Here is a 22,177-nt window from a genome sequence, read left to right as displayed (position 1 = left end):
CGTCAAGACAATCGCCGACTACGGCAACTCTTCGGCCGCGACGATCCCGCTCTCACTGTCGCTCGCCCATCGCACGGAACCGTTCCGGCCGGGCGAGAAAATTCTCCTTGCGGCAGCGGGTGCGGGTCTCAGCGGCGGGGCACTGGTAGTCGGAATCTAGCCGAGCCACCGACAGCGTGAACCGACTGATCATGAATGGTGGATAGGACAAAGGCGTTTGGTTCATAGCGAGTGCGAAGCGGACAACACCTCGCGTTGGCCGGCAGCGAGCGCTCGACTGGCTGCCGCGTTATTCACTCTTCAGGTTTCGGTGTTCAGACGTCGGGAATGGGGTGCCGCTCGGTTTTCCCAACCCGTTGCCGCAACGTGCGAATTGGAAACAGGACACCTGCCATCGCCGCCAAAAAGATGATGCCTACCGCAATCAGGCTGGGCAGGTGCCAGAGGATGTTCCCCCAGATCGGGATGACCAGCGACGTCGTATTGAAGGTCTCGCCGCTGAACTGACACATGACGAACGACGCGCGGTTCTGCACCATGTCTGCGTCGATCCGTGATATCAGCGCCTCGACGGCCGGTTTATCTGCCGACATCTCGCGCAGATGCGTCAGCGCTGCCTGCATCGCGGACAGATAGGCATGGCTGCATTCATTGAAGGGGCTTGTTTCGTCTCCAATGCTGCCGGGCATCAGTCCCCAAAGACAGGCGGCATATGCAGATTGGCGAAATTCAGCAGCCTGCGAAACATTTGATCCGTACGATCTTGGTTGGCCGCCAGATCAAGAATTTCGCTGCGGTAGTTGGCGATCACGGCCATTTGGCCGTGAGTTAAAGCTGGGATTTGAAGACCTGATCTGTCCAGGTCTGACTTCTGGCGATGCGCCTGCGCCGATTCCGCAATCATCGAGAGCAGCAAAAGACAGAAACACCATGCCGCGGCGCGCGTGGACACCCGGATGCTCCGCGGCATCCCGGAATGGCCTAGCGGACCGCCACGCTTGCCACCGGTCGACCGTCGCGACGCTCGACCAGCCTGCGCTTGGCGACCACTCCGAAAAGCACGCCGATCGCAGTCCAAAGAACCGTCTGGATACCGAGTGAAGCAAGGCGGAAATTCCACAGTACAGCGGCAGAAAACTGCTCCGGAACTTCATTGATCGGCGGCAGCGCATATTCGGCAAGAGACATCACGAGAAAATAGGCACCCCCCGCCGCTATCCAGGCATTCCAGATTCCGTATTGTGATGCCAAGCGTCTGGCGAGGCCTATCGAGGCCACTGCCGCCAAGATCGACACGGTCAGCAGTACAAAGAAGAGCTGGGTGCGCGCCTGAATCGTTTCGGGATCACCTACGGAAGGTGGGTTGGCCGGATATTTGAACTGCGGCACCAGGATGATCGCGACGAATCCGGCCAGCGCGATTAGTGCTGCCGTGCCGCGCGGTCCAAAGCCACTGACCCGTCCCTGGACATAGGAGAAGACCAGCGCGAAAAGCCCGCCTATGGATGCGCCATAGACGAGAATGCCAGTGAGCAGGCCGATACCGGCCTGGGTAGAGCGACTGACGAGTTCGGGCTCCGGCGCCTCGCCTGCGGCCTGCGCCTGCTGTTCCTCGAAAGCGATCGCGTGATCGACCTGCGGCTCGCCGAACGTACGGGCGAAACCGAATGCAAGCAGGCCGGCTATGATGCCAACCAGCATGCCCCGCACCAAAAGACTCCCAACCATGTCATTGTTCCTTGGCTAGTGGCAGGGAAAGCCGAGCAGATGGCGGCCGTCGTGGACGAATTCGTGGACGTACATGCCACGGATCAGCGACGTCGCGCCCTCTTCGGCACCGATGAAATAGATCGCCAGCATCAGCATCAGCCCGCCAAAGATGGCCCAGGGCAGAAGCTCGCGAACCGGAATGGGTGCCGGCAGGGCAACGGGTTTAAGAGCGATTTCGGACATGGAAGTTCTCCTGAACGGTGTTTGTTGGAATGACTTGGCAACGAAATGTTCGTCCGCCCCACTCTGCGATTGCGGCGCTGCTGCCGGCTTGTGGTTCACGCCAGCCGGGTCGCTGGCGCGCGGCAACTGTGATCGTGGTCATGAGAATGATCGTGATGATGATGGTGGTGGTGAGAATGACCATGATCATGTCCGTCAAGGCTGAGCGGTTCGCCAAAGCTGCGGTGTTCGTCAGCGTGACGCCATTGTTCCTTGCGCGCCATCAGCTCATCGAAGCTTGACAGCTTCTTGTCGGTCACCAGTTTCTCGAGCGCGGCAAGCCATTGATGATAGTAGATCCCGTTGTGGTTTTCCGGGTCGAGGCCATAGGTCTTGCCGAGTTCGATTTCGGCGCTGATGTAGTTCACCCATTCCCGCCACTGGAAATAGCCGTTGCGGTGAAGCGCGAGAACGATCCCGAACGCGGTGAGTTGCCAAGGCTCGGCAAAGAGCGGTCCGCCTTCATTGCGTGGAAGGCCGGGAAGCTGATCGAGGCTGCTATTCTGGTCCATGGAAAGATCCTCTTCAAGCCGGAGTGGGTGAGAAGTTGGAAAGCGCGCTAGTCCGCGCTCTCGAGGTAATCGTCCCAGGCGTCGACATACATCCGGTCCTGCGGATGGCCGGCGTCGCCCCACAACTCGCGAGCCGTGAAGACCACCGTGTAGACGTGCTGTGGCTTGGGGCCATTCCGGTGGGCGCTGGTGTCCGGGAACACGAACACGCCGTGATCGAATGTAACGGTTCCGGCCTTGCCCCTGATATAGGCAGGCAGCCGGTTGTGCGCGACCTGGTTCAAATTGACGACCGTTACCCGGTCGCCGGCCTTGAACTTCGGCGGGATGTTTGCATCGACGCGGGCCGGATCGCCTGTGGCCAGAACCGTCGGCACCATATCGGGGGTGAGCATGTTCATGCTGCTTTTCCTTTCATGAGCTGGGCATGGCGGGCATCGACTTCCTCGCGGGTAACGATGCCGGCATCGATGCAGTTCTGTTCGACGGTGCAGAGCCACTTCTCGTAGTAGCTCGAACCCGATAATTTGGACTCATCGCTTCATATATCGTGTTTCGTGGCCAGCGCTCCGTTTGTCTCGTCGAGCAATACAAGACGAGCGGAGACGGGACCTGGTCCGACCCCGACGCCGTATTTGTGCTAAGCGATCCGCGAAGGCGGTGCGATATCCGGATCCAAGACATCAGAAGAGCACATAGAGGACGTCGATCTTTTCGGCCCGATGCGCTTCGTCGCGACCTTCGAACCGCGTGAAGGCGGCCAGTCGCGCCTGCGGCGAAAGCCATTGACGGCGTATAGTTGGAGGGCAAGCCGGCATCGGAGCTTCCCCCGCAACTAAAATCTCAACACCCAGGCTTCCACTTTTCCCTTGCCTTTGACTTCGATAGCGCCGCGCGCCTCGAAGACGAATTGGTCCTTGAGCTGTTCGTAGACGGGGCGCGTCACCTGAACAGAGTCGGGAACTCCGCCAGACTCCATGCGACTCGCCAGGTTCACTGTGTCACCCCATAAATCATAGATGTACTTACTCTTCCCAATGACGCCGGCGACCACTGGCCCACTGTTGACGCCAACCCTGAGCTTCATCGAGACGTTGTGTTCCATCGCGTGCTCGCGGGTAATGTGGACCATGCGGATGGCCATGCGGACCATGCGCTCGGCGTGGTTGGCTACCGGCACGGGTAGGCCGCACACCGCCATATAGGAGTCGCCCACCGTCTTGATCTTTTCGATGCCGAGATCATTGGCGGCAACGTCGAAGCGGGTGAAGAGTCCGTTGAGAAACATCACGACATCGTGCGGCGGCATTTCCGATGTCAGTGCCGTGAACCCGACCAGGTCTGCGAAGGCGACCGTGACCTCGGCGAAGCCGTCGGCGATCCTCTCCTCGCCAGCGCGCAGCCGATTGGCGATCGGTGCCGGCAGGACGTTGAGCAGCAGCAGCTCGTTCTCGCGGTTCTTGTTCTCTATCACGAGATTCTTCTGGTGCAGATCCTCAACCATGCCATTGAAGGCCGAGCAGAGTTCGCCAATCTCGTCGCGCGTGCGGACCGGCACGCTGGTCGCATAGTCGCCAGCAGAGAAGCGTTTCACCCCGGCAGTGAGATCGCGGAGCGGTCCGAGCAGCGCGCGCGAAAGCCAGGCGGCGGTAGCGGCCACCACGAGCAGCGCCAGTCCCCCGACGAGCAGCAGATCCCGGCGGAGTTCGGCGATCGGTGCGAAGGCCTCGGCGCTGTCGATCTTGGCGACGAGAGCCCACTTGACATCGGAAATCGCGAGCGGTCCCCATGAAGCGAGCGTTGGGACGCCACGGTATCCGATGATCTCGCCCGTGCCCTCGACACCGGCGAGCGCGGCACGGGTGGCCTGGGTGTCGATGCGCTGATGCAGCACTGGTGTCCCGTAACGCTGAATGGCGGCGATCTCCTCGTCCGAAGTGCCGACGGATTTGAGCTCGGCGAAGAAGTTTTCCCGGTGGTCGTAGAACGCCCGCGGGCCAGAGCGCACCAGATAATCCGGTCCGACGAGATAGGCCTCACCCGTGTCGCCGAACCCGTCCTGCCGCCAGCGGCGATTGCCGGTGACAACGTTGTCGATCTCATCATTCGACAGTTGCGCGACCAGCACACCGATGACGACGCCCTGGTCAATCACCGGTGCTACCATGAAGGCGATCGGTGCGCCGCCTGATGGCGCATAGGAGGCGAAATCTTCGAGGCAGATGGCTGACGGGTCGGCGATCTGCGAGCAGCGGGCGACGGCGGCCGCGACGTTGGTGCGGCGGTACGGGCCCAACTGAAGGGACGTGGTGAAATCCACCTCCTTGTTGACCGAATAGATCACGCGACCTGATTTGGGATCGGCAATCATGAAATCGAAAAAGCCGACCGTGGTGGCCGCAGCGCGCATCAATGGATGATATATGGCATGCAGCCTGGAGTATTCGCTTCCGTCGCCGGCGTCGTCGAGAAGCTTGCGCCGCTCCGCCGGATTGGGATTTTCCACAATGTAGTGATACTGCAGATAGTAGGGGGCACCACCGACCGGCAGGTAGTCCGACAGGGCTGGTTCCCTGCCCAGGGTGCGCGTCATTCCGGGGATGAAGTTCTCAGCGTACCAATCGCCGACCTTCTGCCGCAGTTCAGGCGGCGCGCCTGCCCGGTCGAGCTGGTCGACCGCGATCCGGAACTCGCGTGTCGCATCGACCACGATCTTGGAAGTGGCAAGCAGGCGCAGCTCCGCTTGGATCGTGCGGAAGTAGGTTTCAACCTGGCGCGTCTTGGTCTGACGGGCGGCCGTGAGTTGGTCGAAGACTGCTTTTTCGAGAGCGTCGCGGGCGCGGAAGTAACCGAGCACCCCGGTCAGCAGGACAGCGATCGCACCAAGAACGACGAGGGTTGTAAACAGCTTTGCGGCCAAGCCCCAGCCCGCGGGGCGGGATGAGCGGGTCACATCTTGAGAAGACATGAGATCTGACATTGCTTTTGCATCACGTCTTCGGGAACAGGAGCGTCGGCGTCGAGTCGGACGGCAAGCCAAGATTGTGTTTCATCTGTTACCCTCTCCCTCGCGTATGCATACCAACTTTCCTGCGAGACGTGTGCGGGAATGCGTTGTCGATTTGCCCGTGGCACCGCACGGCGCAGAAGCGTCGCGGTCGCACGGACACCGTCCCCTCGTTCTATCGCTGGGTTTAGCAACTATACTCACCAACTGCATAGCGCCGCACCGTGCGCCGTGCCACCCCGGCGAGCAAACGGTCACGCGGACCATCCGACCAATGGCGCGGGCTATCTTCCTTTGGCTCGGCAGTAGTGCCAGACTGGATGGAGGGAGCACGACATGAGTGAGGCCCGCAAAATTGCAGCGATCCTGGTCTCGGATGTGGTCGGCTACAGCCGGTTAGCCGGCGCAGATGAAGATCGCATCTTGGCACGGTTGCGGGCGCTGCGCAGCGATCTCATCGATCCCACCATCGCTGTTCATCGTGGTCGCGTCGTCAAGCGCACAGGCGACGGGAGCCTCGTCGAGTTCAGCAGCGTGGTGGAAGCAGTGCGCTGCGCGATCGAAGTGCAGAACGCCATGCTTGAGCGCAATGCCGGGGTGCCGGATGATCGCCGCATCGAGTTCCGGATCGGCATTCACTTGGGCGACGTCGTGCAAGAACGCGATGGCGACCTGATGGGCGATGGCGTCAATATCGCCGCGCGCCTTGAAGGCATATGCGAACCCGGCAATATCTGTCTTTCCGAGCAAGCCTATTGGCAGGTAAAGTCAAGGCTCGATATCGCAATCTACGATCGCGGCGCGGTTCAGTTGAAGAACATCGCCGAGCCGATCCGGGTCTATTCGCTGCAGGTCGGCGTTCCCGCCAAGGCCAAGCCCGCGGCACCGGCGGACGCCCTCGTGCCGGAGAAATCTTCGCACCCGCTCGCGCTGCCCGACAAGCCTTCGATTGCCGTGCTGCCCTTCGTCAACATGAGTGGCGACGCCGAACAGGAATTCTTCACCGACGGGCTGACGGAGGACATCATCACCGATTTGTCGAACGTGTCCGGCTTCTTCGTCATCGCCCGCAACTCCACCTTCGCCTACAAGGGCAAGCCCACCGACGTCCGTCAGATCGCTCGCGATCTGGGCGTCAAATATATTCTTGAGGGCAGCGCACGGCGATCCAACAAGCGGTTGCGTGTCAATGTGCAGCTAATCAATGCGGCCGAAGGCGGCAATCACGTGTGGGCCGAGCGCTTCGACCGCGATATCGCCGACATCTTCGACGTTCAGGACGAGGTCACGCGACGCGTCGTTGAAGCGATTTCTGGCAAGCTTGGTGACAAGAATATTGTTGCCCATTCCCGACCGTCAAATCTAGAAGCCTATGATCTTTGTGTCAGGTCGCGAGGCAAATGGAGTATTTCCAGATCAGACAACAGCGAGGCGCGTTCAGCTTTGGAACGTGCCGTTGCACTCGATCCAAACTATTGCGAAGCGCACAGCAATCTTGCGCTTGCACTGCTATTTGGCTGGGTTGATTGGGGAGAACCACAGATACCCAATCGCGGAAATGCTTTGATGCATGCGCAACGAGCCATGGAAATCGATCCCGGCGATTCCAACGCTCGCAGGATCCTGGGCTGCGTTCAGCTTTTTGAGCGCAATTGGGATGAAGCAAAATCTCAGTTCGATGCTGCCATTCGGATAAATCCCAACAATGCAGATGCGGTTGCATGGATTGGTGAGCTTCAAATCTACCTAGGCAAGCCGCAAGCGGCGCTGATAGCTTGTGCAGAGGCGCTCCGTTTAAATCCTCATCCACCCGGTTGGTATTTCTGGATCGTGGGAATGGCGCAGATTTCCACCGGTCACTACGAAGAAGCGGTTGTGTCCTTGAGCCGGGAAGAAACCTACGGGACCGGTTCGAGGGAGCACCTGATTGCCGCGCTTGCCCTTGCCGGCCGCCTGCCTGAGGCACAGGAGGAAGCCGGTCTTTTTCTAGCTGGCAATCCAGATTGGGCGATCGGCGAGTTGGCAGCGAACTTGCCCTTTAGGAGCATGAGCACTGCGCAGCCGTTTGTTGATGGCTGGCGTCTGGCGGGCCTGCCAGATTAGGCATGGCAAGGGGCCGTTTTCCAAGGGACCTGGCAATTAAATCTATGCCGAAAGACTCAAACAGTCGCGACTCTTCCCCTTCCACAAGCTCCAGGCCAGTTCCTCGCCGTCACTCGCAAGATTTCTACGCCACGCGTGGTTGAGCCGGCCGGGGTTTGACCACGGTGGCGAGTACGATGCCGGCGACGATGAAGGCCGCACCGACCAGATCGTAATCGTGCAAGTCCTCGCCGAGCAGCAGATAGGCGAGTATGGCGACGAACACCGTCTGCAGATAGAGCAACATGCTCGCCCGGCTCGCGCCGAGCGTTTCCACGCTTTTGTTGTAGAGATAGTACATCACGGCGCCGCCGGGACCTGCCAGATAGGCGAGCGCGAGAATGCTGTGGACGTCCATGGCGGAGCGTTCGTCGTTGAACAATTCCCACAAATGGAAAGGCAATGCGACCAGCGCACCGGCGCCGAGCAGCAGCACGACCATCGGCAGGAGTTCGATGCCGAATTTGGCACGGCGCAAAAGCACGGTGTACAGGCCCCAGCAGAATGCGCTGCCAACGATCCACAGCTCGCCTGCGTTGACTTTGAGTTGCAGCAGAGCCGTCAGGTTCCCGTGGGCAACGATGAAAATCATCCCGGCGAGCGCAACCAGCGCGCCAAGCGACTTCCAGAGGCCGAGCGGCTCGCCAAGCACGAAACGGGCGAGCACCATGGTCATGACAGGCGACAGCGCCATGATGATGCCGGCAGTGGTGGCGTTGGTGTTGTTGAGGCCATGGTAGATCATACCCTGGCACAGCGTGAGGCCGATCGCCCCCACGGCGACGACCTCCACGGCGCGAGTTCGCAAAAGCCCGATCATCGCGTCGTGATGATGGTGCACAATCGGCAGCAGGATTGCGCAAGCGAGCGTCAGCCGCCAGAAGCAGAGGCCCCAGGGCGGCATTTCAGGCGCCACCCATTTGGCCGCGATATAGACCCCAGCCGAAAGCAGCCAGCACAGGACGGCGGTCGGATAGCCGGTCAAGGAGGATACGGGCCCGACCACGGGTTGCGCGGCTTGATGCGCTATCGGCATTGCCTGCATGTCATGCTCTCCCCTTCGATGACGTCGGCCCGTGGGGCAATATAGCCTGCGTCGTTGGGTCGTGCATTCGTTTTGAAATGATGGGGCCGAAAGGGAATCTGCGCTCGGCCGCCATATGTCTTTCGAGGCAGCGAAGAGGCTCTTTCCCGCACCATCCTCAGCGGGCTGCAATCACAGGGTCTTGCGCGGTCGCTCTCACAAAATCAAACAGTGCCGGCGTCTGGGCGTGTCGGGTGGTGTCTTCGAGAAGATTGGCATCGGGCCTGGAGTCCTTGGTCTTCTCGATCTTGCCGGCGAGCACATCCTGATACAGGCCGGGGACCCGGGTCTCGGCATAGGTCAGCCATTCCTTCACGGTGACGGCGCCGTCACCGTCTGCGTCGGCAAGCGTGTGCGCGCCGGTGCCGGCCGTCAACCCCTCCTTGAGCGCGTAGGTCAGCAGCCCTTGGCCGAGAGAGCCGCTCTCCAGGGCAACGTCGTCGGCCTGCGTGGCCGCAAGGATGCGCATGCCCTTGTCATAGGCCAGTTGGCCAAGCCCGCGATCGCCCATCGGACCTGGCTTGAAGCCTTCCGGCACCCCCGCCGCGGAGTGACAGGCGTCCACGATCATCACCATCTCGCCGGCATCGACATCGCGCAGCCACGCCGTCAGTTCCTCGCTCGAGATCATTCTGTCCAGCTTCGTCAGGTCGTTGCCCGAATCCGACGGCAGGATGTAGAAGCGGCCCTGCTCGTTGTGGCCATGGCCGGAGAAGGCAAGGATCACAACATCGTCCGGCGTCGCCTTCGCCAGCTGGTCGATGACCGGGCCGATCTCGTGCCGCAGCCGCGACCGTTCCACCTCCCCCTTGCCCGCCAGAAGATCCAGCACCGCCTGGATGTCGGCCTTGCTGGCGTGGTCGACCGCGGGGATCTGTTTATCCCCTTCCGTGCGCGCGTAGTCGGTGGTCAGCAGCACCGGCACCACGTCGTAGCCCTTGATTCCCCGCAGCGCCGTCTCGATCGCCCTGGCGTCGGCCACCGCGAAGTTCAGCCGCAGTGCTCCGTTCTCGTACTCGTTCACTCCGACCGTCACCACATAGGCCCGCGGCTTCGCTGGAACGGCTATGTCCTGCGGCACCGTGTAGCTGTCGTCGGTGGCTGTCGCGCTCTTCACCCGATCCTCGTTGAACCCATAGGCCGTGAACGTCACCTTCTTGCCCTTGTCACCGCCTGCAAGCCGGACCGGGAAGACGTGCCTCGCCAGGATCTTTCCCGGCGTCATCGCCACGCGCGAAGCGCTGCGCCACGCATCAAGATCGTCGCCGACCACCGCCGCATCGTCCTTCGGCTCGGGCCACTGGCCCACCAGTTGCCCTTCACGGAACAGCCGTACGTCGTAAATCCCGGTGCTCGTCTTGCCGTTCGTCTGCGAAGCATCTTCCTTGCCCGATGCCTCAACCTCCACCAGGGCAACATCGGGTGTCGGCCCCGCTTTCACACTCACAATCCGCACATCGGGCTGGATCCGGTTCAGCGAGGCCAGCGGCCGAACCGGCTTGAATGCCTGCGCGCAGGCATCGGCGTTCTTCCCGCTTGCCTCCGCCTCATGGCACGCCAGCAATCGCCCAAGCAGGTTCGGCTCGTAATAATCCCGCATGAATATCTCGGGGAGAAGCGCCTTGAAAGGATCATCGCCGACCACCCAGCTGACCAGCGGCATGGACTCCAGCGCCGAAGAATCAAATCGTCCGTCAGCGTCGAAGCTCATCCAACAAGACGTCGGGCCCGAATGATCCACGTCATCCTGGCCATCACCAGCTTGCTTGCCTTCAGCACTCGTCGGACAGGTACCCTCGCGCCCCAAGACGATCGTCTGGATCAGATTCCCGCTTTGAACGTCCCATACCTTTGCCGAGCCATCCGCACTCGCGGAAACCAGCAACTTCCCGTCGTCGGACACATTCAGTGAGAAGATTCTCGCCACATGGCCAAAAAACGATCTCTCAATCTTATCGGCGACATAGTCAAAAATTGCGATTTCGCCATCATCCTTGCCGAACGCAAGTCGCCTGCCATCCGGGAAAAACGTCAATCCGAGCAAGGGGACTTCCACGGTCTTGAGTTTCTCACCCGTACTTACATCCAACAGGCTGAAACCTTCAGCGGGATTGATGACGGCAATCTTCGAACCGTCGGTCGAAAACGCCAACCCTCCAATGTTGGACGAAACGCCAACGAGATTTTTAATCAGCCGACGACTTTTGGCATTCCAGAGCGAGATCGTCCCCCTGGCTTCGTCCGAAACGGCGATCATGCGTCCATCGGCGGTGACCGCAATGCAGCGACGCGTGTCCGCAAAGCTGTTGTCCAGTACGAAACGGGCGTCAGAGTCCAGATCCGATATCAGCACGCGACCCGCGCCGTCGGTCGTCACCAGTTGATGAGTTTTGGGGAGGAACGCTTGAACCGTCCCATTGCATTCATCGTGATGATCCAAATTGCCTTCATGAAGGCGCGCACCAACCTTCGAGTCGATGGCCCAAAGATGCGTGCCGACCTTCGAATCGACAACCAGGAGGTGACTGTCCGAGGACAGCGCGACAGACCTCGAATAGATCGGCCCTCTTCCCAGACTCTCGAACACGCCCCGGCCATCGTCGTCGCGCCATAGAGCGACCGGCCCCGCCTCGGGTGCGAGCACCAGGTGGTTTCCGGAAGGCAGGAATGCCGCAGACCCTACCGGATCAATCGATGCGCCGACGGTCTTGTCACCCTTGTCGGAATTGGCGTTCAGGAAAAGGATAGGAGAACCGTTCGATCGGAGTCCAACGGCCAGAAGCATTGGTTCCGCAGGCGAGAAGCCGAGAGAGTCGAGGTCGCCCTTCACGGGGACCGTGCGCAAAAGCTTCAAACTGTCCGCATCCAGAAACTCAACAATCCCCGAACGATATCCAAGGGCGACGTAGCGCCCATCGGAAGACACCGCGGATTGCGTCGGCACATATTCCCGGACTGGAATCCTGGCCAGCACGTGGTTGCTCAAGTCCCTGATCGATATTTCCTTATCGGTGGTGACCAGTATCTTCTCAGCATGGTCAGAAACGGAGACGCTGGTGATGTCATCACCCAGATCGAACTCTGACTCGTTGCCGCCCTTAGGGTCAAAAAACAGGACCCTGCCGGGGCTCAATGACGTGGCCTCCCACCCCGTTCCATGGCGTTCGATCGTGCCGTAACCTATGTCGGGCGTCTGCCGGTAAAATGTCGGCGTTGCGATCGCAACGTCGAATATCTCGATACCGCCCTCCGCAGCGACCGCCACCTCTTTTCCGTCGGCCGAGATCGCAACAGAATAGATCGCCTTCTCATGCGTTTCATATTCCTGCATCACACGGCCGCTCTTCAGGTCCCACAACAGAAGCCGCCCATCAGCGCCACCTGTTACGGCGCTCAGGCCGTCGTTGGAGAACGCAAGAGAACTCGTGGGCAGACCGGACGAATCGCTGGAGTTGCTGCTATCGATAACGCGCAAGAGACGCCCGGTATCGGCGTCCCAGAGCCTTGCTGCCGGATCACCATATGCGCCACCTGTGGCCAGCAGCCTGCCATTGGGAGAAAACGTCACGAACGATGCCTCCTGCACCGGCCGCAGGTTGGGCACCAGGGCAGCGAAATTGTCTGGGCCGCGACTACCAATGCCCTGTGCAAAGGCGGCGCCGCACAACACCGAATAAATCAGGAAAAAGTACAGGACCTCGAAAAATACCCGGTGTGGTCTCATGCGCAGCCCTCATAGAAAGCTGTCGCGGCTTGCCGCGAACTCTCTTTGCAACTGGGTCGGGGCAGTCGTCGCTTGCCTTCGAAGATCGACACGCCCTACGCCTCGCGACGCGTCGCAGCGTAGGGGCGCCGACGATGCTCTCGCTATAACCCGTTGCGCGCTACTGCCTCCAGAGTCGGCACGGATGTGGAATGATGCATCCTAGTTTGCCGTCTTTTCGGCAACAACATCGATATTGAGAGGCGACAGATCCTCACCCGGTATGGGCGCCGGCTTCGGAACCGGCTTTCCATCAAAGAACACCTTAATCTCGTCTTTGCGGCGGTTCTTCAATCCTACCAGTTCGACGCCTGCCGCACGTGTCCATCTGAGGAGCTGTTCGGGGACACGATCAAACTGCTTTTTCTTGACGACCGCGAGAAGGGTCGAGGTCTTGAAGTTGTTGCCGCCAACATTGAACGTAAAATCGACAAGCGCGGCATAGGCGCCGTCGTCGATATCTTTTGGCACGGCCAGCTGCACAGTGATCTGGGCCTTCGACATGTCCTCGATAAGCAGCTCTTCACCGCGCTTTTTCGAGATGCCTTTCAGGAACTCCACTTCGTTGCCCGTACCGTCGCAGTTCTTCTTCTTCAGGAGATGGCCGTAGCCGACGGTGCAGTAACCAACGGCATCATTATAGCGCTTGGGGACCCACCCTTCCCATTTCTTGGTCAATTCAATGCCGGGCCGGTATACCTTGCGCAATTCCACACCCTGCGGCAGTACATCCTTGGTGTCTTCCAGGAGGATGCCCGGCGCATGCTTGTCCTTGAGGGTTTTCACCGCCTGACCGGCTTGGACGTGCGCGATCGAGACTGTTGTCACGCATAACGCCAGAAGGACAGCCCGCGACCAAGGCGTACGCTTGAACCATTGCCCGTCCGATTGTGCTTTCTTGAAAACTGTCATTGTCTGTCCTTCTCCGACTTGCCGAGTTAAGGTTGAATTTCAATATCCGTCCGCATGGTTGCCCAGGAATTCAGATCAAAATCCGGAACCTGGGCGGAGTCCCTGAAACCAGGATTAGAGAGCCCAGCGAGAAGCCAGCCAAGCGGGCCGGCATCTCTGGGATCTATGCCCTGCTGCTCGAGGAAATGGACGTTGACCGGCGAAGTCGTCGCAAGCACCAGGTAGGATTCAAGGCCGGCGGGCGGCCCGACCTTCAGTGGCGGTTTTGTGCTGATCGTGACGCCAGCCTGCAATTTGTCCCCTGATCCACCATCTCCCAAGACATACACAGATCCGCTGCTCCCCAATCCGATAATTGAATAGTAGAGATCTTGTGATCCTGTATTTGTGAGGCTGAAGCGAAAATATTCTCCCTGCTTCATCGGCTCTATGCCCGATGACACCACCGGAGCCTCGCCCTCCACGCTCGTCTTGCCGTTCTCGGTCTTAACTGTCACACGGACAAGAGAAACCGTCACCGTACCAGCCAGCGGGGAAACGCTGTTCGTCAGCGCGCGCAGGTTTTCCTGTCGGGCTATCTTCTCGAGAGCACCCGTAATGCCATCCACGGCGGCACCGTCGTTCTTTGCCGAAACCGTGTAGCCATGCATGGCCCCAACCTGGTCTCGCGGCGTGATATAGTAGACCTTGTCGCAGCCGGGGCTGAGCGTTTTGCGTTCCTCCATCGGAATAAGCTTGCCACCGTTCAGGCACCCCATGGCGATCACCATCGTCGCCTGGCCTAGATCCTGCACCGGCCGCACCAGCGCATTGTCGCGTAGTCGATCAGCGAGCGCTGCCTTTATCGGCAGGACCGCCGCAGCGATGCCCAACTCTGGAGGTGGATCGGCAATAGCCACCGCAACCTTTTGCTCAACGGAATAGGGCGAGACGATTCGAACTTTCGACGCAGTGGTCACAGGCTCGTTCGGGGCTTTGACCAGTTTGGCAACCGAAGTCGCGACGTCGGACGAAATCACGACCGCGTTCGCGATCTTGCCGTCCTCACCGACCAGCTTGGTTGCCTTGCTGGAATACACGGCCATGATTGCTCCTGGTTGAATCCCCTGCGCCTGGCCAACTGCGACCGAAATCTGGTCCTGCGTCACACTTGTGACCGAAATGAAGGGGGGCTGGCGGGTTCCTATTCCGCCCAAAACCACCCTGTCGAAGTCTCCTTCCGCCTGTGGATGCTGGGATGGCGCACGTTTTTGGACATACCTCTCGGCTTGCATCACTGCTTCGCGATAGGTCAGCTGTGGAGATCGCTTGAGCGTCTGGACCAGATAGTAGGTCAGCAGCCCATGATAATGCGAACCCGATGCGGTAGCGACAAGATCCTCGTTGGACACTTCATCGGCCCGGGACCCTTCGACGATCGAGTATGAGCGGCCTGAATCCGCGATCGACGCATCCTTGCCGTGACGCTCGCCAGGCGCATCCTTCAGCAGCCTACCGTCCAGCGGCGCCATTCGGGCAGCAAGCGTGGGCTCTTTTGAAATCGTGCCTGAGTGGCAGCTGTCAAAGATCAGCACGATGTTATGGGAGTATTGCTTGAGCTGGGTCAGCCAGGCCTCGATTTCATCGTCGCGTATGTCGGTGCCACCCGGACCACGGCTGTCCTGTGCAACGATGGTCTCATCATAGCCATCGCCCTCGTCGCCATTGTCATCGATGGCCAGGGAGCCGTGACCGCTGAAATAAAACAGGAACGTCGCATCCGGATGCGCTTTTGCTTCTCGATCAGTTGATCCGCAAATGCCTCTCGAATGCCGGCGTGGGTCGCCTGGGCGTCCAGCAAAACCCGGAAATGATCGTTGTCGTCGGGAACGCCGTAGGTGCCGGTCAGCAGGTCCTTAACGAGGGCAACGTCGTTTGCGGTTCCATGAAGGTCCGATGCGTTGTAGGCGGAGCCTGGCGTCTTTGCGTAGCTGTTTATGCCAACAAGGAGCGCGAACACGCCCGGCTCCTCTGCGAATACGACGCGAGGACACACCAAGAGAAGCAACGCCACCAAAAGCGCCCGGCAATGCCGCTTGCCTACTGTGAACATCGTTTCGCTCCAGAGAAATCCACAAAGACCTGGGCAAGGCAGCCCGTTATTCGAAGCCTATTGTGCAGGCCAGTCGCTTGCGCTGAGCGGCAAATTCAGTGCGCTCAGGTCTTCAACCAAATCGCCCCTACCGCAGCTTACGCCATCCTTGTATTGCACCAGCGCCGCATGGAAGCTTCGAAGGAAGGACCAGTAGACCAATGCCGCATCCCTTGAGGTGACGAATTTGTTGAGTTTGTTCTTGAGGGCGACGCAACTGTCGTGGATTTCCGTCTCGGATGCGGGCTTGGGGGATCCAAGCGGCGCGCCGTCCGTGATCGCCTTTACAAATCCGGCAACCCTGTCGGTTCCTGCCGATATCAGATCGATCACCGGTGCCCGTGCTGCCCCAACACCGCTCTTCACCTCGGTCAGCGGCAGGCCGAAATTGGAGATCTTGAACCCTTCAGGCGAAAAGTTCGTCGGCAGTTGCGAGTTCAGCGTCTTCAGGTAGATGTTAACCTTGAAGTTGGTCCCGTTATACCGCAGCTGATTGGGAAATCCGTCATCCAGCAACGTGAACGCGCCCGTTGTATTGTCGACGATCGAGACGTCGGTATATTTGCTCAGGAGCTTGCTGAGGATGGTCGCGAACGGAGCATAGGCATCCGAAACCGCCTGAACACCCGGCGACAAACCGGCCAGAGAGGCGGTTCTCGACAGTTGCGACAGCTCGGTCAGCAACGACATGTCCACCGACGTATTGGAACTATATCTGACCTTCATCGAGAACGAGATTGTATTTGTCTCAGAATCCACGACGATGTCGTCGATGAGGATACCGTTCCTGTTGATGACGATGTTCGACTTCTCGGATGTCGTGACGAAGAGGAATTTGCTCTCTTCCCACGTTGCCGACATGAATGGCTCGGTGGCAATGATCTTGTCGCCAATCGCCACATCGAGACTTACGATGTAGTTTCCCGACTTGTTCTTGAACCTCGATTTTATCAACGATTGCAGGAACGCGGAAGCCGATTGGCTTCTTGCAGCGCCGTCCTTTCCAGTAAACGCAAAATCGTAGGTGATCAGCCCATAAACCAGCCGCGGCTCTACGGCTGAGAAGCTCGGGTGCGTTACGGCGGCAAACTCATCGGCCAGTGCGCCAAAAGGTTGGGAAAGTACTAGAACAAGAGCTGCAATCAGTTGCCTGAAGCGCATTTCACCCCCCCGGATGGCTTCTTAAACCGTACTCTCCATTTCTATAATTAGGAAGGGGAACGCATACTAGATGAAGCGATTTCTGTTTGCCTATCCGCACTAAGGATCGGCGGGTTGCCGTCGAAATCTGCGTTCCAAAAGATGAATGGCGAAGCCGCCCCGTCCATGTATCGCTATGTGAAATTGAGCCCCTACCACGAAACGCACTGACGGACGTGCAGGCATCCATGCCTGCGAGGTCAAGGCATTGGTGCCGAAAAAATCTGAGGCGCCGCTTGAAGTGATCCTTTTTCATGGAACTGCGCTTTTGCCCAATCGGATCTGTTAGGCCAAAGGCTGGATGTGGGAGACGAGGACGATGACGTCGGGCAAGGACATCCGACGATGCGCTCGCGGTCCGCCGCCGACACGCGCTCTCCTGGTTCTGCGAGCTCGGTCACCCGGACGAGAACCCGGAATGACGACCAAAACGTCGGTCCATTGATTGCGCAGGCGGAAGGTTAACTGCGACGTCGGCTTTCATGAAACGCCAAAGCCGATCTAGCGGCCGAGATCAGGCGCAAAGCAGACCTGGCCGTCGAGCACTTTGAGACGTCAGGCGACGCGGCAACAGTCCGCCTGGCAGATGGCTCGATCGTCAAGGGCGTCAAGACCATGCAGGCCTTCGATCGCGGTCAGAAGGCCCGGCTGATGGTGCGGCCGGAAGCGTTTCGCCTGACGCCCGGCCCCGCCAGTGCCGAACTCGTCGTCGAGTTCATCGATGCCGCCTTTTTCGGAGATCGCCGGCGTATCGTGGCGCGTACGGTATCCGGCCAGGAACTTGATGTCAGACCTGACGCCGCAGAACCTCATGGTGCCTTAACAGCTGGGCGGATCTTCTTCGATCCTGCTGCTGCTCTTTTGTTTCCAAGCTGAATGTCAGGAACGCGCCGATTTCGCTTGGCGGCGATCAAACACCGGCAAGCGACAAATCGATTCGCGATGCGAATTGCTCTATGAGCGGACGGCAGCTTCGCGAGAACGGCTGCAAAGGAGACCCGCCGATTTGCACGCCATAGTGCGCCACATCCCTCTCTGAAACCGAGCGCGATTTACTTCCGACGCAATGACATGCCAGACCTGCCAGACGGTCAGATGCGGTCAGAAGGGAGTGAAGGAGAATGTGACAGCATCTGAAGCGCGCCGAAAAACGGAAATCACAAGGACTGCCGTTGATACGCGCTGCGGCCTCCCCTACTCCCACTCGATGGTGCCGGGCGGCTTTGAGGTGACGTCGTAGACGACGCGGTTGATGCCGCGGACTTCGTTGATGATGCGGGTGGCGGCGGCACCCAGGAACGCCATGTCGTAGTGGTAGAAATCCGCCGTCATGCCATCGACAGAGGTGACGGCGCGCAGTGCGCAGACGAACTCGTAGGTGCGGCCATCGCCCATCACGCCGACAGTCTGCACCGGCAGCAGCACGGCGAAGGCCTGCCAGATGGCGTCGTAGAGGCCAGCCTTGCGGATCTCGTCGAGATAGATGGCGTCGGCCTCGCGCAGGATCTCCAGCTTCTCGCGGGTGATGCCGCCGGGGCAGCGGATGGCGAGACCAGGACCCGGGAACGGATGCCGGCCGATGAAGCTTTCGGGCAGGCCGAGTTCCTTGCCGAGGGCCCTCACCTCGTCCTTGAACAGTTCGCGCAGCGGCTCGACGAGCTGCATGTTCATGCGCGCGGGCAGGCCGCCGACATTGTGGTGCGACTTGATGGTCACCGACGGGCCGCCGGTGAAGGAGACGCTCTCGATGACGTCGGGATAGAGCGTGCCTTGCGCCAGGAAGTCGGCGCCGCCGAGTTTCTTCGCCTCCTCCTCGAACACCTCGATGAACAGCCGGCCGATGGTCTTGCGCTTCTTCTCGGGATCGGTTTCGCCTTCCAGCGCCGAAATGAACTTGTCCGCGGCATCGACCAGGATCAGCGGCAGATTGTAGTGCTGGCGGAACATCGCCACCACGCCCGCCGCCTCGTCCTTGCGCATCAGCCCGTGGTCGACAAGGATGCAGGTCAGCTGGTCGCCGACCGCTTCGTGGATCAGAAGTGCGGCGACCGACGAATCGACGCCGCCCGACAGCGCGCAGATGACCTTGCCCTTGCCAACCTGCTTGCGGATCGCCTCGACCGCGTGTTCGCGATAGGCACGCATGGTCCAGTCGCCCTCGATGCCGGCGATGTTGTGGACGAAGTTGCGCAGCAGCCTTGCGCCGTCCGGGGTGTGCACCACCTCGGGGTGGAACATGATGCCGTACATCTTGCGCTCGACATTGCCGAAGATGGCGAAGGGCGAGCCTTCGGACTTGCCGAACACTTCGAAGCCCTTGGGCAAGGAGATGACGCGGTCACCGTGGCTCATCCACACCTGATGGCGCTGGCCGGGCGCCCACAGGCCCTCGAACAGCGGGCTGTCCTTCTCGATCTCGACAAAGGCGCGGCCGAATTCGCGATGATCGGAGCTTTCGGCGACGCCGCCCATCTGCACGCACATCGCCATCTGGCCATAGCAGATGCCAAGCACTGGCACGCCGGCATCGAAGACGATCTGCGGCGCGCGCGGGCTGCCGATGTCCGACGTCGAGGCGGGGCCGCCGGACAGGATCACGGCTTTCGGATTGATGCGCTCGAACGCCGCCTCGGCCGACTGGAACGGCACGATCTCGGAAAACACGCCGGCCTCGCGGATGCGGCGGGCGATGAGCTGCGTAAACTGGCTGCCGAAATCGACAATCAGGACGGTGTCGGGATGATTGGCTGTTTTCATGGCGAGCGTTTAGAGAAAGAAATGAGTCGACGCAATGGGTTGTGGGGCCTTGCTGTCACTTCGATTCCACGACTTCACCTTCAGCGCCAGCGTCTTCATCCTTCGCCGCAGCCTGTCCGGCCGCAAGTGCCCGCAAAGCGCCCATCAGCGCCGTGAACCGCTCCTCGCCAATGCGACTGACATAGCGCCGCTCGATCTCCATCTTGACCCGGTCGCCGTCACGCAAGGCATCCAGCCCCTTGCTGGTGTAACGCACCAGCTTGCCGCGACCGTCTTGCGGATCGGGCAGACGCTCGACGACCCCCTCCGCCTCGAGGCCGTCGAGCAGTTGCTGGATCGCCTGCTTGGAGATTGCCGAGCGTTCGATCAACGCCGACTGGCGCATGCCGTTCCTGGTGATGTGTCCAAGCAGTCCGGCGCGTGCTTCGGTGAACCAGCTGTGACCGGCGGCGCGCATCGCGGCGGCGAATTCGGCCTGCCAGGCACGGCTTGCCTGCCATAGGCGCCAGCCGACGTGATCGGGCAGGGCTTCGATTTTTTCGTCAAGCTGCTTGACCATTTTATCCCAGCTCCATATAGTCAAGATACTTGACGATATTCACTCCGTCGAGGCTCTTTCGAACTCAAGCACGCGGACAGGGACCATGACAATTCTCGACAGGAACACGCTGGCCGTTATCATGATTGGCACCACGCATGTCATCGACATGGGCGGCAAGGACGCCTTCATCCACTACGAAAACGAGAACCGGGCGCATATGCTGCTGCCCGACGGTACCCTTTTCCATGGGATCTGGATGCTGCTCGACGACGGCTATAAGGTCGAATGGAACGATGGCCCCACCGGCTCCTGGAAACTCGATCATTCGCCGGGGGCAATCGACTATGTCGATGCGAGCGGGTCCGTGCGCGGGCGCATTTCGCGCATCCGATTTCGGCGATCCGGCGAGCCTGGCGGCTTGACGCTATTTGCCGTCAGGCGCCCAGCAAGCCATCGCCGACCGCCTGTTCCAGCCGCCCGACCGCTCCGGCCAGCTTTTCGTCGATGACGTGCAGATATTCGGTCCAGTCGCCGACGTGCCGCAGATCCGCCGCGCCGTCGGAAATACCGCGCAGCCCGATCAGCGGGATGTCGAACAGCTGGCAGGCGCGCAGGCAAGCGAAAGTCTCCATGTCGACCATGTCGGCGGCAATTGCGTCATAGGCGGCGCCGGTGACGATCGCGCCACCGGTGGACAGCGTTGCCTCCCTCAGGTCAGGAATCCTGAACGGCAGCGGCACGGTCACCGGCAGGTCAAGGAAAGGCGTCGCGCCCTTTTCGAAGCCGAGCGGCGAGGCGTCGATGTCGCGGTAGCTGACCGACACGGCCTGGTAGATTTCCGTCTGCTCGAGCGTCCGGCTGCCGGCCGAACCGAGTGATACGACGAGGTCCGGCAGCGTCTTCCGCGACTTCAGCAGGGAGAGTTCGGCGCCCAGCCTGACGCCGGCCTCGACCGGCCCGACACCGGTCATCAGCGGCGTGAACAGCCGCTTGAGGTGCGGGCCGTATTCGGCTTGCGCAGCCATCACGAAGAGGACGCCCTTGCCGCCAAGCCGCACAATCTTACCCATCGGATCAGCCTTCGATGCCATCACGCCCGACCACCGTCATCATCGTTCCGGTCATGGTGGCGATCAGCTTGGCCTCACCGTCGGCGGCAAAGGCATAGGCCTGGCCGTCGGCGACGATGATGGTGCGGCCGGGTTTTGTCACCGAACCGCGGAACAGGAAGCGTTCGCCCCTGCCCGGCGCGAGCAAATTGACCTTGAATTCGATGGTCAGCACGCCGGAGTTTTCCGGCATCAGCGAGAACGCGGCATAGCCACAGGCCGAGTCCAGCGCTGTCGAAATGACGCCGGCATGCAGGAAACCGTGCTGCTGGGTCAGTGCCGCCGAATAGGGCATCTCGATCTCGATGATGCCCGGCGTCACCAGCGTCAGTTCGGCGCCGATCGTGGCCATGGCCTGCTGGCGCGCGAAGGAGGTTCTGACGCGATCCTCATAGTCCGGGGCGGGTACGATCTTTGCTGCCATGGCCGCTGCCTTTCTTTATGCGGATAAGCTTATTGCAGAGGCATGGGCGGCAGGCAAATGCTTTTGCTGCACTGCAGCAAACCGATCTTAATTCAACCAAGGAAGCGATGCGTTGAGCAAGGTGGTAAACGCAACCCATGCCGCATATGGCGCGAACAGCCATGCGGATGCCCGGTCGCGGTTCCAGGCCGTGGCGATGAACAGTCCAATGCTGGCGAGAAGAAGCACGATCACAACAAGCGCGAGCCCCATCATCTTGGCTCCGAAGAAGGTCGGCGACCATAGGAAGTTCAGCACCAGCTGGACGGCCCAGATTTTCATCGCGGCTCCCGACGACGCTTGCAGCCATGTCCGCCAGCCGGCCACGGCGATCAGGAGATAGAGGAGTGTCCAGGCAGGTGCAAAAACCCAGTTGGGTGGATCGAAGGGCGGCTTGGTGAGCGATGCGTACCAGGCACCCGGCAGCGTCGCATAACCGATCAGCAGGCCCCCGCCGAGCACCACAATGACGAAAAGCAGAAGCGACAGATATCTTTGCAAGAATCCTATCCCGTGATCGCGGCCAGACGCCCCGCATCTGCAACTGGGGCGCTATCGGCGCCT

At 60.1% G+C, this 22,177-nt stretch carries 22 protein-coding genes and 1 pseudogene; 4 read left to right on the top strand and 19 right to left on the bottom strand.

All coding sequences use genetic code 11. The annotated features are described in order from the left end of the window. A partial coding sequence (locus tag AC07FD_RS26630; RefSeq protein WP_478352268.1) for a 3-oxoacyl-[acyl-carrier-protein] synthase III C-terminal domain-containing protein occupies window positions 1-160 on the top strand: 160 nt, incomplete at its 5' end. A 154-nt stretch (window positions 161-314) separates the two neighbouring features. Here the strand turns inward: AC07FD_RS26630 and AC07FD_RS26625 are convergent. From AC07FD_RS26625 to AC07FD_RS26590, 8 genes and pseudogenes are all read right to left on the bottom strand, one after another. After that, entirely contained in the window at window positions 315-689 is a 375-nt protein-coding gene (locus tag AC07FD_RS26625; RefSeq protein WP_478352266.1) for a hypothetical protein, read from the bottom strand. After that, window positions 689-952: a hypothetical protein gene (locus AC07FD_RS26620; RefSeq protein ID WP_478352265.1), complete on the bottom strand. Its 264-nt coding sequence runs from the start codon at window positions 950-952 to the stop codon at window positions 689-691. Before AC07FD_RS26620 ends, AC07FD_RS26625 begins: the two co-directional genes overlap by 1 nt. 29 nt (window positions 953-981) lie before the next feature. Continuing rightward, on the bottom strand, window positions 982-1,728 hold the full coding sequence (locus AC07FD_RS26615; RefSeq protein WP_478352264.1) for a CbtA family protein: 747 nt from the start codon (window positions 1,726-1,728) through the stop codon (window positions 982-984). A gap of 15 nt (window positions 1,729-1,743) precedes the next feature. Then, complete coding sequence (locus tag AC07FD_RS26610; RefSeq protein WP_457154031.1) at window positions 1,744-1,953, bottom strand: CbtB domain-containing protein; 210 nt, start codon at window positions 1,951-1,953, stop codon at window positions 1,744-1,746. A 95-nt stretch (window positions 1,954-2,048) separates the two neighbouring features. Further along, complete coding sequence (locus AC07FD_RS26605) at window positions 2,049-2,504, bottom strand: nitrile hydratase accessory protein (protein WP_457154032.1); 456 nt, start codon at window positions 2,502-2,504, stop codon at window positions 2,049-2,051. A 47-nt stretch (window positions 2,505-2,551) separates the two neighbouring features. Beyond that, complete coding sequence (locus AC07FD_RS26600; protein ID WP_477225619.1) at window positions 2,552-2,905, bottom strand: SH3-like domain-containing protein; 354 nt, start codon at window positions 2,903-2,905, stop codon at window positions 2,552-2,554. Continuing rightward, window positions 2,902-3,012: pseudogene (locus tag AC07FD_RS26595) on the bottom strand (hypothetical protein); the annotation flags it as partial. The gene AC07FD_RS26600 and the pseudogene AC07FD_RS26595, both read right to left, overlap by 4 nt. Window positions 3,013-3,339: 327 nt before the next feature. Next, on the bottom strand, window positions 3,340-5,424 hold the full coding sequence (locus AC07FD_RS26590) for an adenylate/guanylate cyclase domain-containing protein (RefSeq protein ID WP_478352263.1): 2,085 nt from the start codon (window positions 5,422-5,424) through the stop codon (window positions 3,340-3,342). Window positions 5,425-5,847: 423 nt separating this feature from the next. On the opposite strand from AC07FD_RS26590, the gene AC07FD_RS26585 reads away from it, so the two are divergent. Then, window positions 5,848-7,614 carry an adenylate/guanylate cyclase domain-containing protein gene (locus AC07FD_RS26585; RefSeq protein WP_478352262.1) on the top strand — a complete coding sequence of 589 codons (1,767 nt, stop codon included), beginning with the start codon at window positions 5,848-5,850 and terminating at the stop codon, window positions 7,612-7,614. A gap of 124 nt (window positions 7,615-7,738) precedes the next feature. On the opposite strand, the gene AC07FD_RS26580 is transcribed toward AC07FD_RS26585, so the two are convergent. The 6 genes from AC07FD_RS26580 to AC07FD_RS26555 all read right to left on the bottom strand — a co-directional run bounded on the left by AC07FD_RS26580 (window position 7,739) and on the right by AC07FD_RS26555 (window position 16,704). Further along, window positions 7,739-8,698, bottom strand: coding sequence for a DMT family transporter (locus tag AC07FD_RS26580; RefSeq protein ID WP_478352261.1), 960 nt, complete (start codon window positions 8,696-8,698; stop codon window positions 7,739-7,741). Window positions 8,699-8,855: 157 nt separating this feature from the next. Continuing rightward, entirely contained in the window at window positions 8,856-12,461 is a 3,606-nt protein-coding gene (locus tag AC07FD_RS26575; protein ID WP_478352260.1) for a caspase family protein, read from the bottom strand. A 201-nt stretch (window positions 12,462-12,662) separates the two neighbouring features. After that, on the bottom strand, window positions 12,663-13,412 hold the full coding sequence (locus tag AC07FD_RS26570) for a lysozyme (RefSeq protein ID WP_478352259.1): 750 nt from the start codon (window positions 13,410-13,412) through the stop codon (window positions 12,663-12,665). Window positions 13,413-13,438: 26 nt separating this feature from the next. Continuing rightward, a complete protein-coding gene (locus AC07FD_RS26565) occupies window positions 13,439-15,127 on the bottom strand; it encodes a hypothetical protein (RefSeq protein ID WP_478352267.1) in 1,689 nt (562 codons plus the stop codon). Continuing rightward, window positions 15,016-15,504, bottom strand: coding sequence for a hypothetical protein (locus tag AC07FD_RS26560; RefSeq protein WP_478352258.1), 489 nt, complete (start codon window positions 15,502-15,504; stop codon window positions 15,016-15,018). Before AC07FD_RS26560 ends, AC07FD_RS26565 begins: the two co-directional genes overlap by 112 nt. A gap of 57 nt (window positions 15,505-15,561) precedes the next feature. After that, on the bottom strand, window positions 15,562-16,704 hold the full coding sequence (locus tag AC07FD_RS26555) for a hypothetical protein (protein WP_478352257.1): 1,143 nt from the start codon (window positions 16,702-16,704) through the stop codon (window positions 15,562-15,564). A 654-nt stretch (window positions 16,705-17,358) separates the two neighbouring features. On the opposite strand from AC07FD_RS26555, the gene AC07FD_RS26550 reads away from it, so the two are divergent. Then, window positions 17,359-17,619, top strand: coding sequence for a TOBE domain-containing protein (locus AC07FD_RS26550; protein WP_478352256.1), 261 nt, complete (start codon window positions 17,359-17,361; stop codon window positions 17,617-17,619). A 318-nt stretch (window positions 17,620-17,937) separates the two neighbouring features. Here the strand turns inward: AC07FD_RS26550 and guaA are convergent, their stop codons facing one another. Together guaA and AC07FD_RS26540 are read right to left on the bottom strand one after the other, a co-directional pair. Next, entirely contained in the window at window positions 17,938-19,500 is a 1,563-nt protein-coding gene (gene guaA, locus AC07FD_RS26545; protein WP_477303303.1) for a glutamine-hydrolyzing GMP synthase, read from the bottom strand. Window positions 19,501-19,555: 55 nt separating this feature from the next. After that, window positions 19,556-20,059 (bottom strand): MarR family winged helix-turn-helix transcriptional regulator, encoded by a 504-nt coding sequence (locus tag AC07FD_RS26540; protein ID WP_478352255.1) that lies wholly within the window; start codon window positions 20,057-20,059, stop codon window positions 19,556-19,558. 85 nt (window positions 20,060-20,144) lie between these two features. Between AC07FD_RS26540 and AC07FD_RS26535 the strand changes: the two genes are divergently transcribed. Further along, window positions 20,145-20,549: a hypothetical protein gene (locus AC07FD_RS26535; RefSeq protein WP_478352254.1), complete on the top strand. Its 405-nt coding sequence runs from the start codon at window positions 20,145-20,147 to the stop codon at window positions 20,547-20,549. Here the strand turns inward: AC07FD_RS26535 and AC07FD_RS26530 are convergent. From AC07FD_RS26530 to AC07FD_RS26520, 3 genes are all read right to left on the bottom strand, one after another. Beyond that, a complete protein-coding gene (locus AC07FD_RS26530) occupies window positions 20,476-21,111 on the bottom strand; it encodes a 5'-methylthioadenosine/S-adenosylhomocysteine nucleosidase (RefSeq protein ID WP_478352253.1) in 636 nt (211 codons plus the stop codon). The two genes, AC07FD_RS26535 and AC07FD_RS26530, sit on opposite strands and share 74 nt — an antisense overlap. A gap of 4 nt (window positions 21,112-21,115) precedes the next feature. Beyond that, entirely contained in the window at window positions 21,116-21,574 is a 459-nt protein-coding gene (locus AC07FD_RS26525; RefSeq protein ID WP_095088397.1) for a PaaI family thioesterase, read from the bottom strand. A gap of 87 nt (window positions 21,575-21,661) precedes the next feature. Continuing rightward, window positions 21,662-22,114 carry a TspO/MBR family protein gene (locus tag AC07FD_RS26520; protein ID WP_478352252.1) on the bottom strand — a complete coding sequence of 151 codons (453 nt, stop codon included), beginning with the start codon at window positions 22,112-22,114 and terminating at the stop codon, window positions 21,662-21,664. Window positions 22,115-22,177: the final 63 nt, after the last annotated feature.

The organism is Mesorhizobium waitakense (assembly GCF_056431085.1).
This window is presented reverse-complemented; position numbering and strand designations above follow the sequence as displayed.

Bases quoted from the DNA above. Each gene is read 5' to 3' on its own strand.
- AC07FD_RS26625 (WP_478352266.1), bottom strand. From the start codon at position 689: ATGCCCGGCAGCATTGGAGACGAAACAAGCCCCTTCAATGAATGCAGC.
- AC07FD_RS26615 (WP_478352264.1), bottom strand. From the start codon at position 1,728: ATGGTTGGGAGTCTTTTGGTGCGGGGCATGCTGGTTGGCATCATAGCC.
- AC07FD_RS26610 (WP_457154031.1), bottom strand. From the start codon at position 1,953: ATGTCCGAAATCGCTCTTAAACCCGTTGCCCTGCCGGCACCCATTCCG.
- AC07FD_RS26605 (WP_457154032.1), bottom strand. From the start codon at position 2,504: ATGGACCAGAATAGCAGCCTCGATCAGCTTCCCGGCCTTCCACGCAAT.
- AC07FD_RS26600 (WP_477225619.1), bottom strand. From the start codon at position 2,905: ATGAACATGCTCACCCCCGATATGGTGCCGACGGTTCTGGCCACAGGC.
- AC07FD_RS26585 (WP_478352262.1), top strand. From the start codon at position 5,848: ATGAGTGAGGCCCGCAAAATTGCAGCGATCCTGGTCTCGGATGTGGTC.
- AC07FD_RS26580 (WP_478352261.1), bottom strand. From the start codon at position 8,698: ATGCAGGCAATGCCGATAGCGCATCAAGCCGCGCAACCCGTGGTCGGG.
- AC07FD_RS26575 (WP_478352260.1), bottom strand. From the start codon at position 12,461: ATGAGACCACACCGGGTATTTTTCGAGGTCCTGTACTTTTTCCTGATT.
- AC07FD_RS26570 (WP_478352259.1), bottom strand. From the start codon at position 13,412: ATGACAGTTTTCAAGAAAGCACAATCGGACGGGCAATGGTTCAAGCGT.
- AC07FD_RS26560 (WP_478352258.1), bottom strand. From the start codon at position 15,504: ATGTTCACAGTAGGCAAGCGGCATTGCCGGGCGCTTTTGGTGGCGTTG.
- AC07FD_RS26555 (WP_478352257.1), bottom strand. From the start codon at position 16,704: ATGCGCTTCAGGCAACTGATTGCAGCTCTTGTTCTAGTACTTTCCCAA.
- AC07FD_RS26550 (WP_478352256.1), top strand. From the start codon at position 17,359: ATGCAGGCCTTCGATCGCGGTCAGAAGGCCCGGCTGATGGTGCGGCCG.
- guaA (WP_477303303.1), bottom strand. From the start codon at position 19,500: ATGAAAACAGCCAATCATCCCGACACCGTCCTGATTGTCGATTTCGGC.
- AC07FD_RS26540 (WP_478352255.1), bottom strand. From the start codon at position 20,059: ATGGTCAAGCAGCTTGACGAAAAAATCGAAGCCCTGCCCGATCACGTC.
- AC07FD_RS26535 (WP_478352254.1), top strand. From the start codon at position 20,145: ATGACAATTCTCGACAGGAACACGCTGGCCGTTATCATGATTGGCACC.
- AC07FD_RS26530 (WP_478352253.1), bottom strand. From the start codon at position 21,111: ATGGGTAAGATTGTGCGGCTTGGCGGCAAGGGCGTCCTCTTCGTGATG.
- AC07FD_RS26525 (WP_095088397.1), bottom strand. From the start codon at position 21,574: ATGGCAGCAAAGATCGTACCCGCCCCGGACTATGAGGATCGCGTCAGA.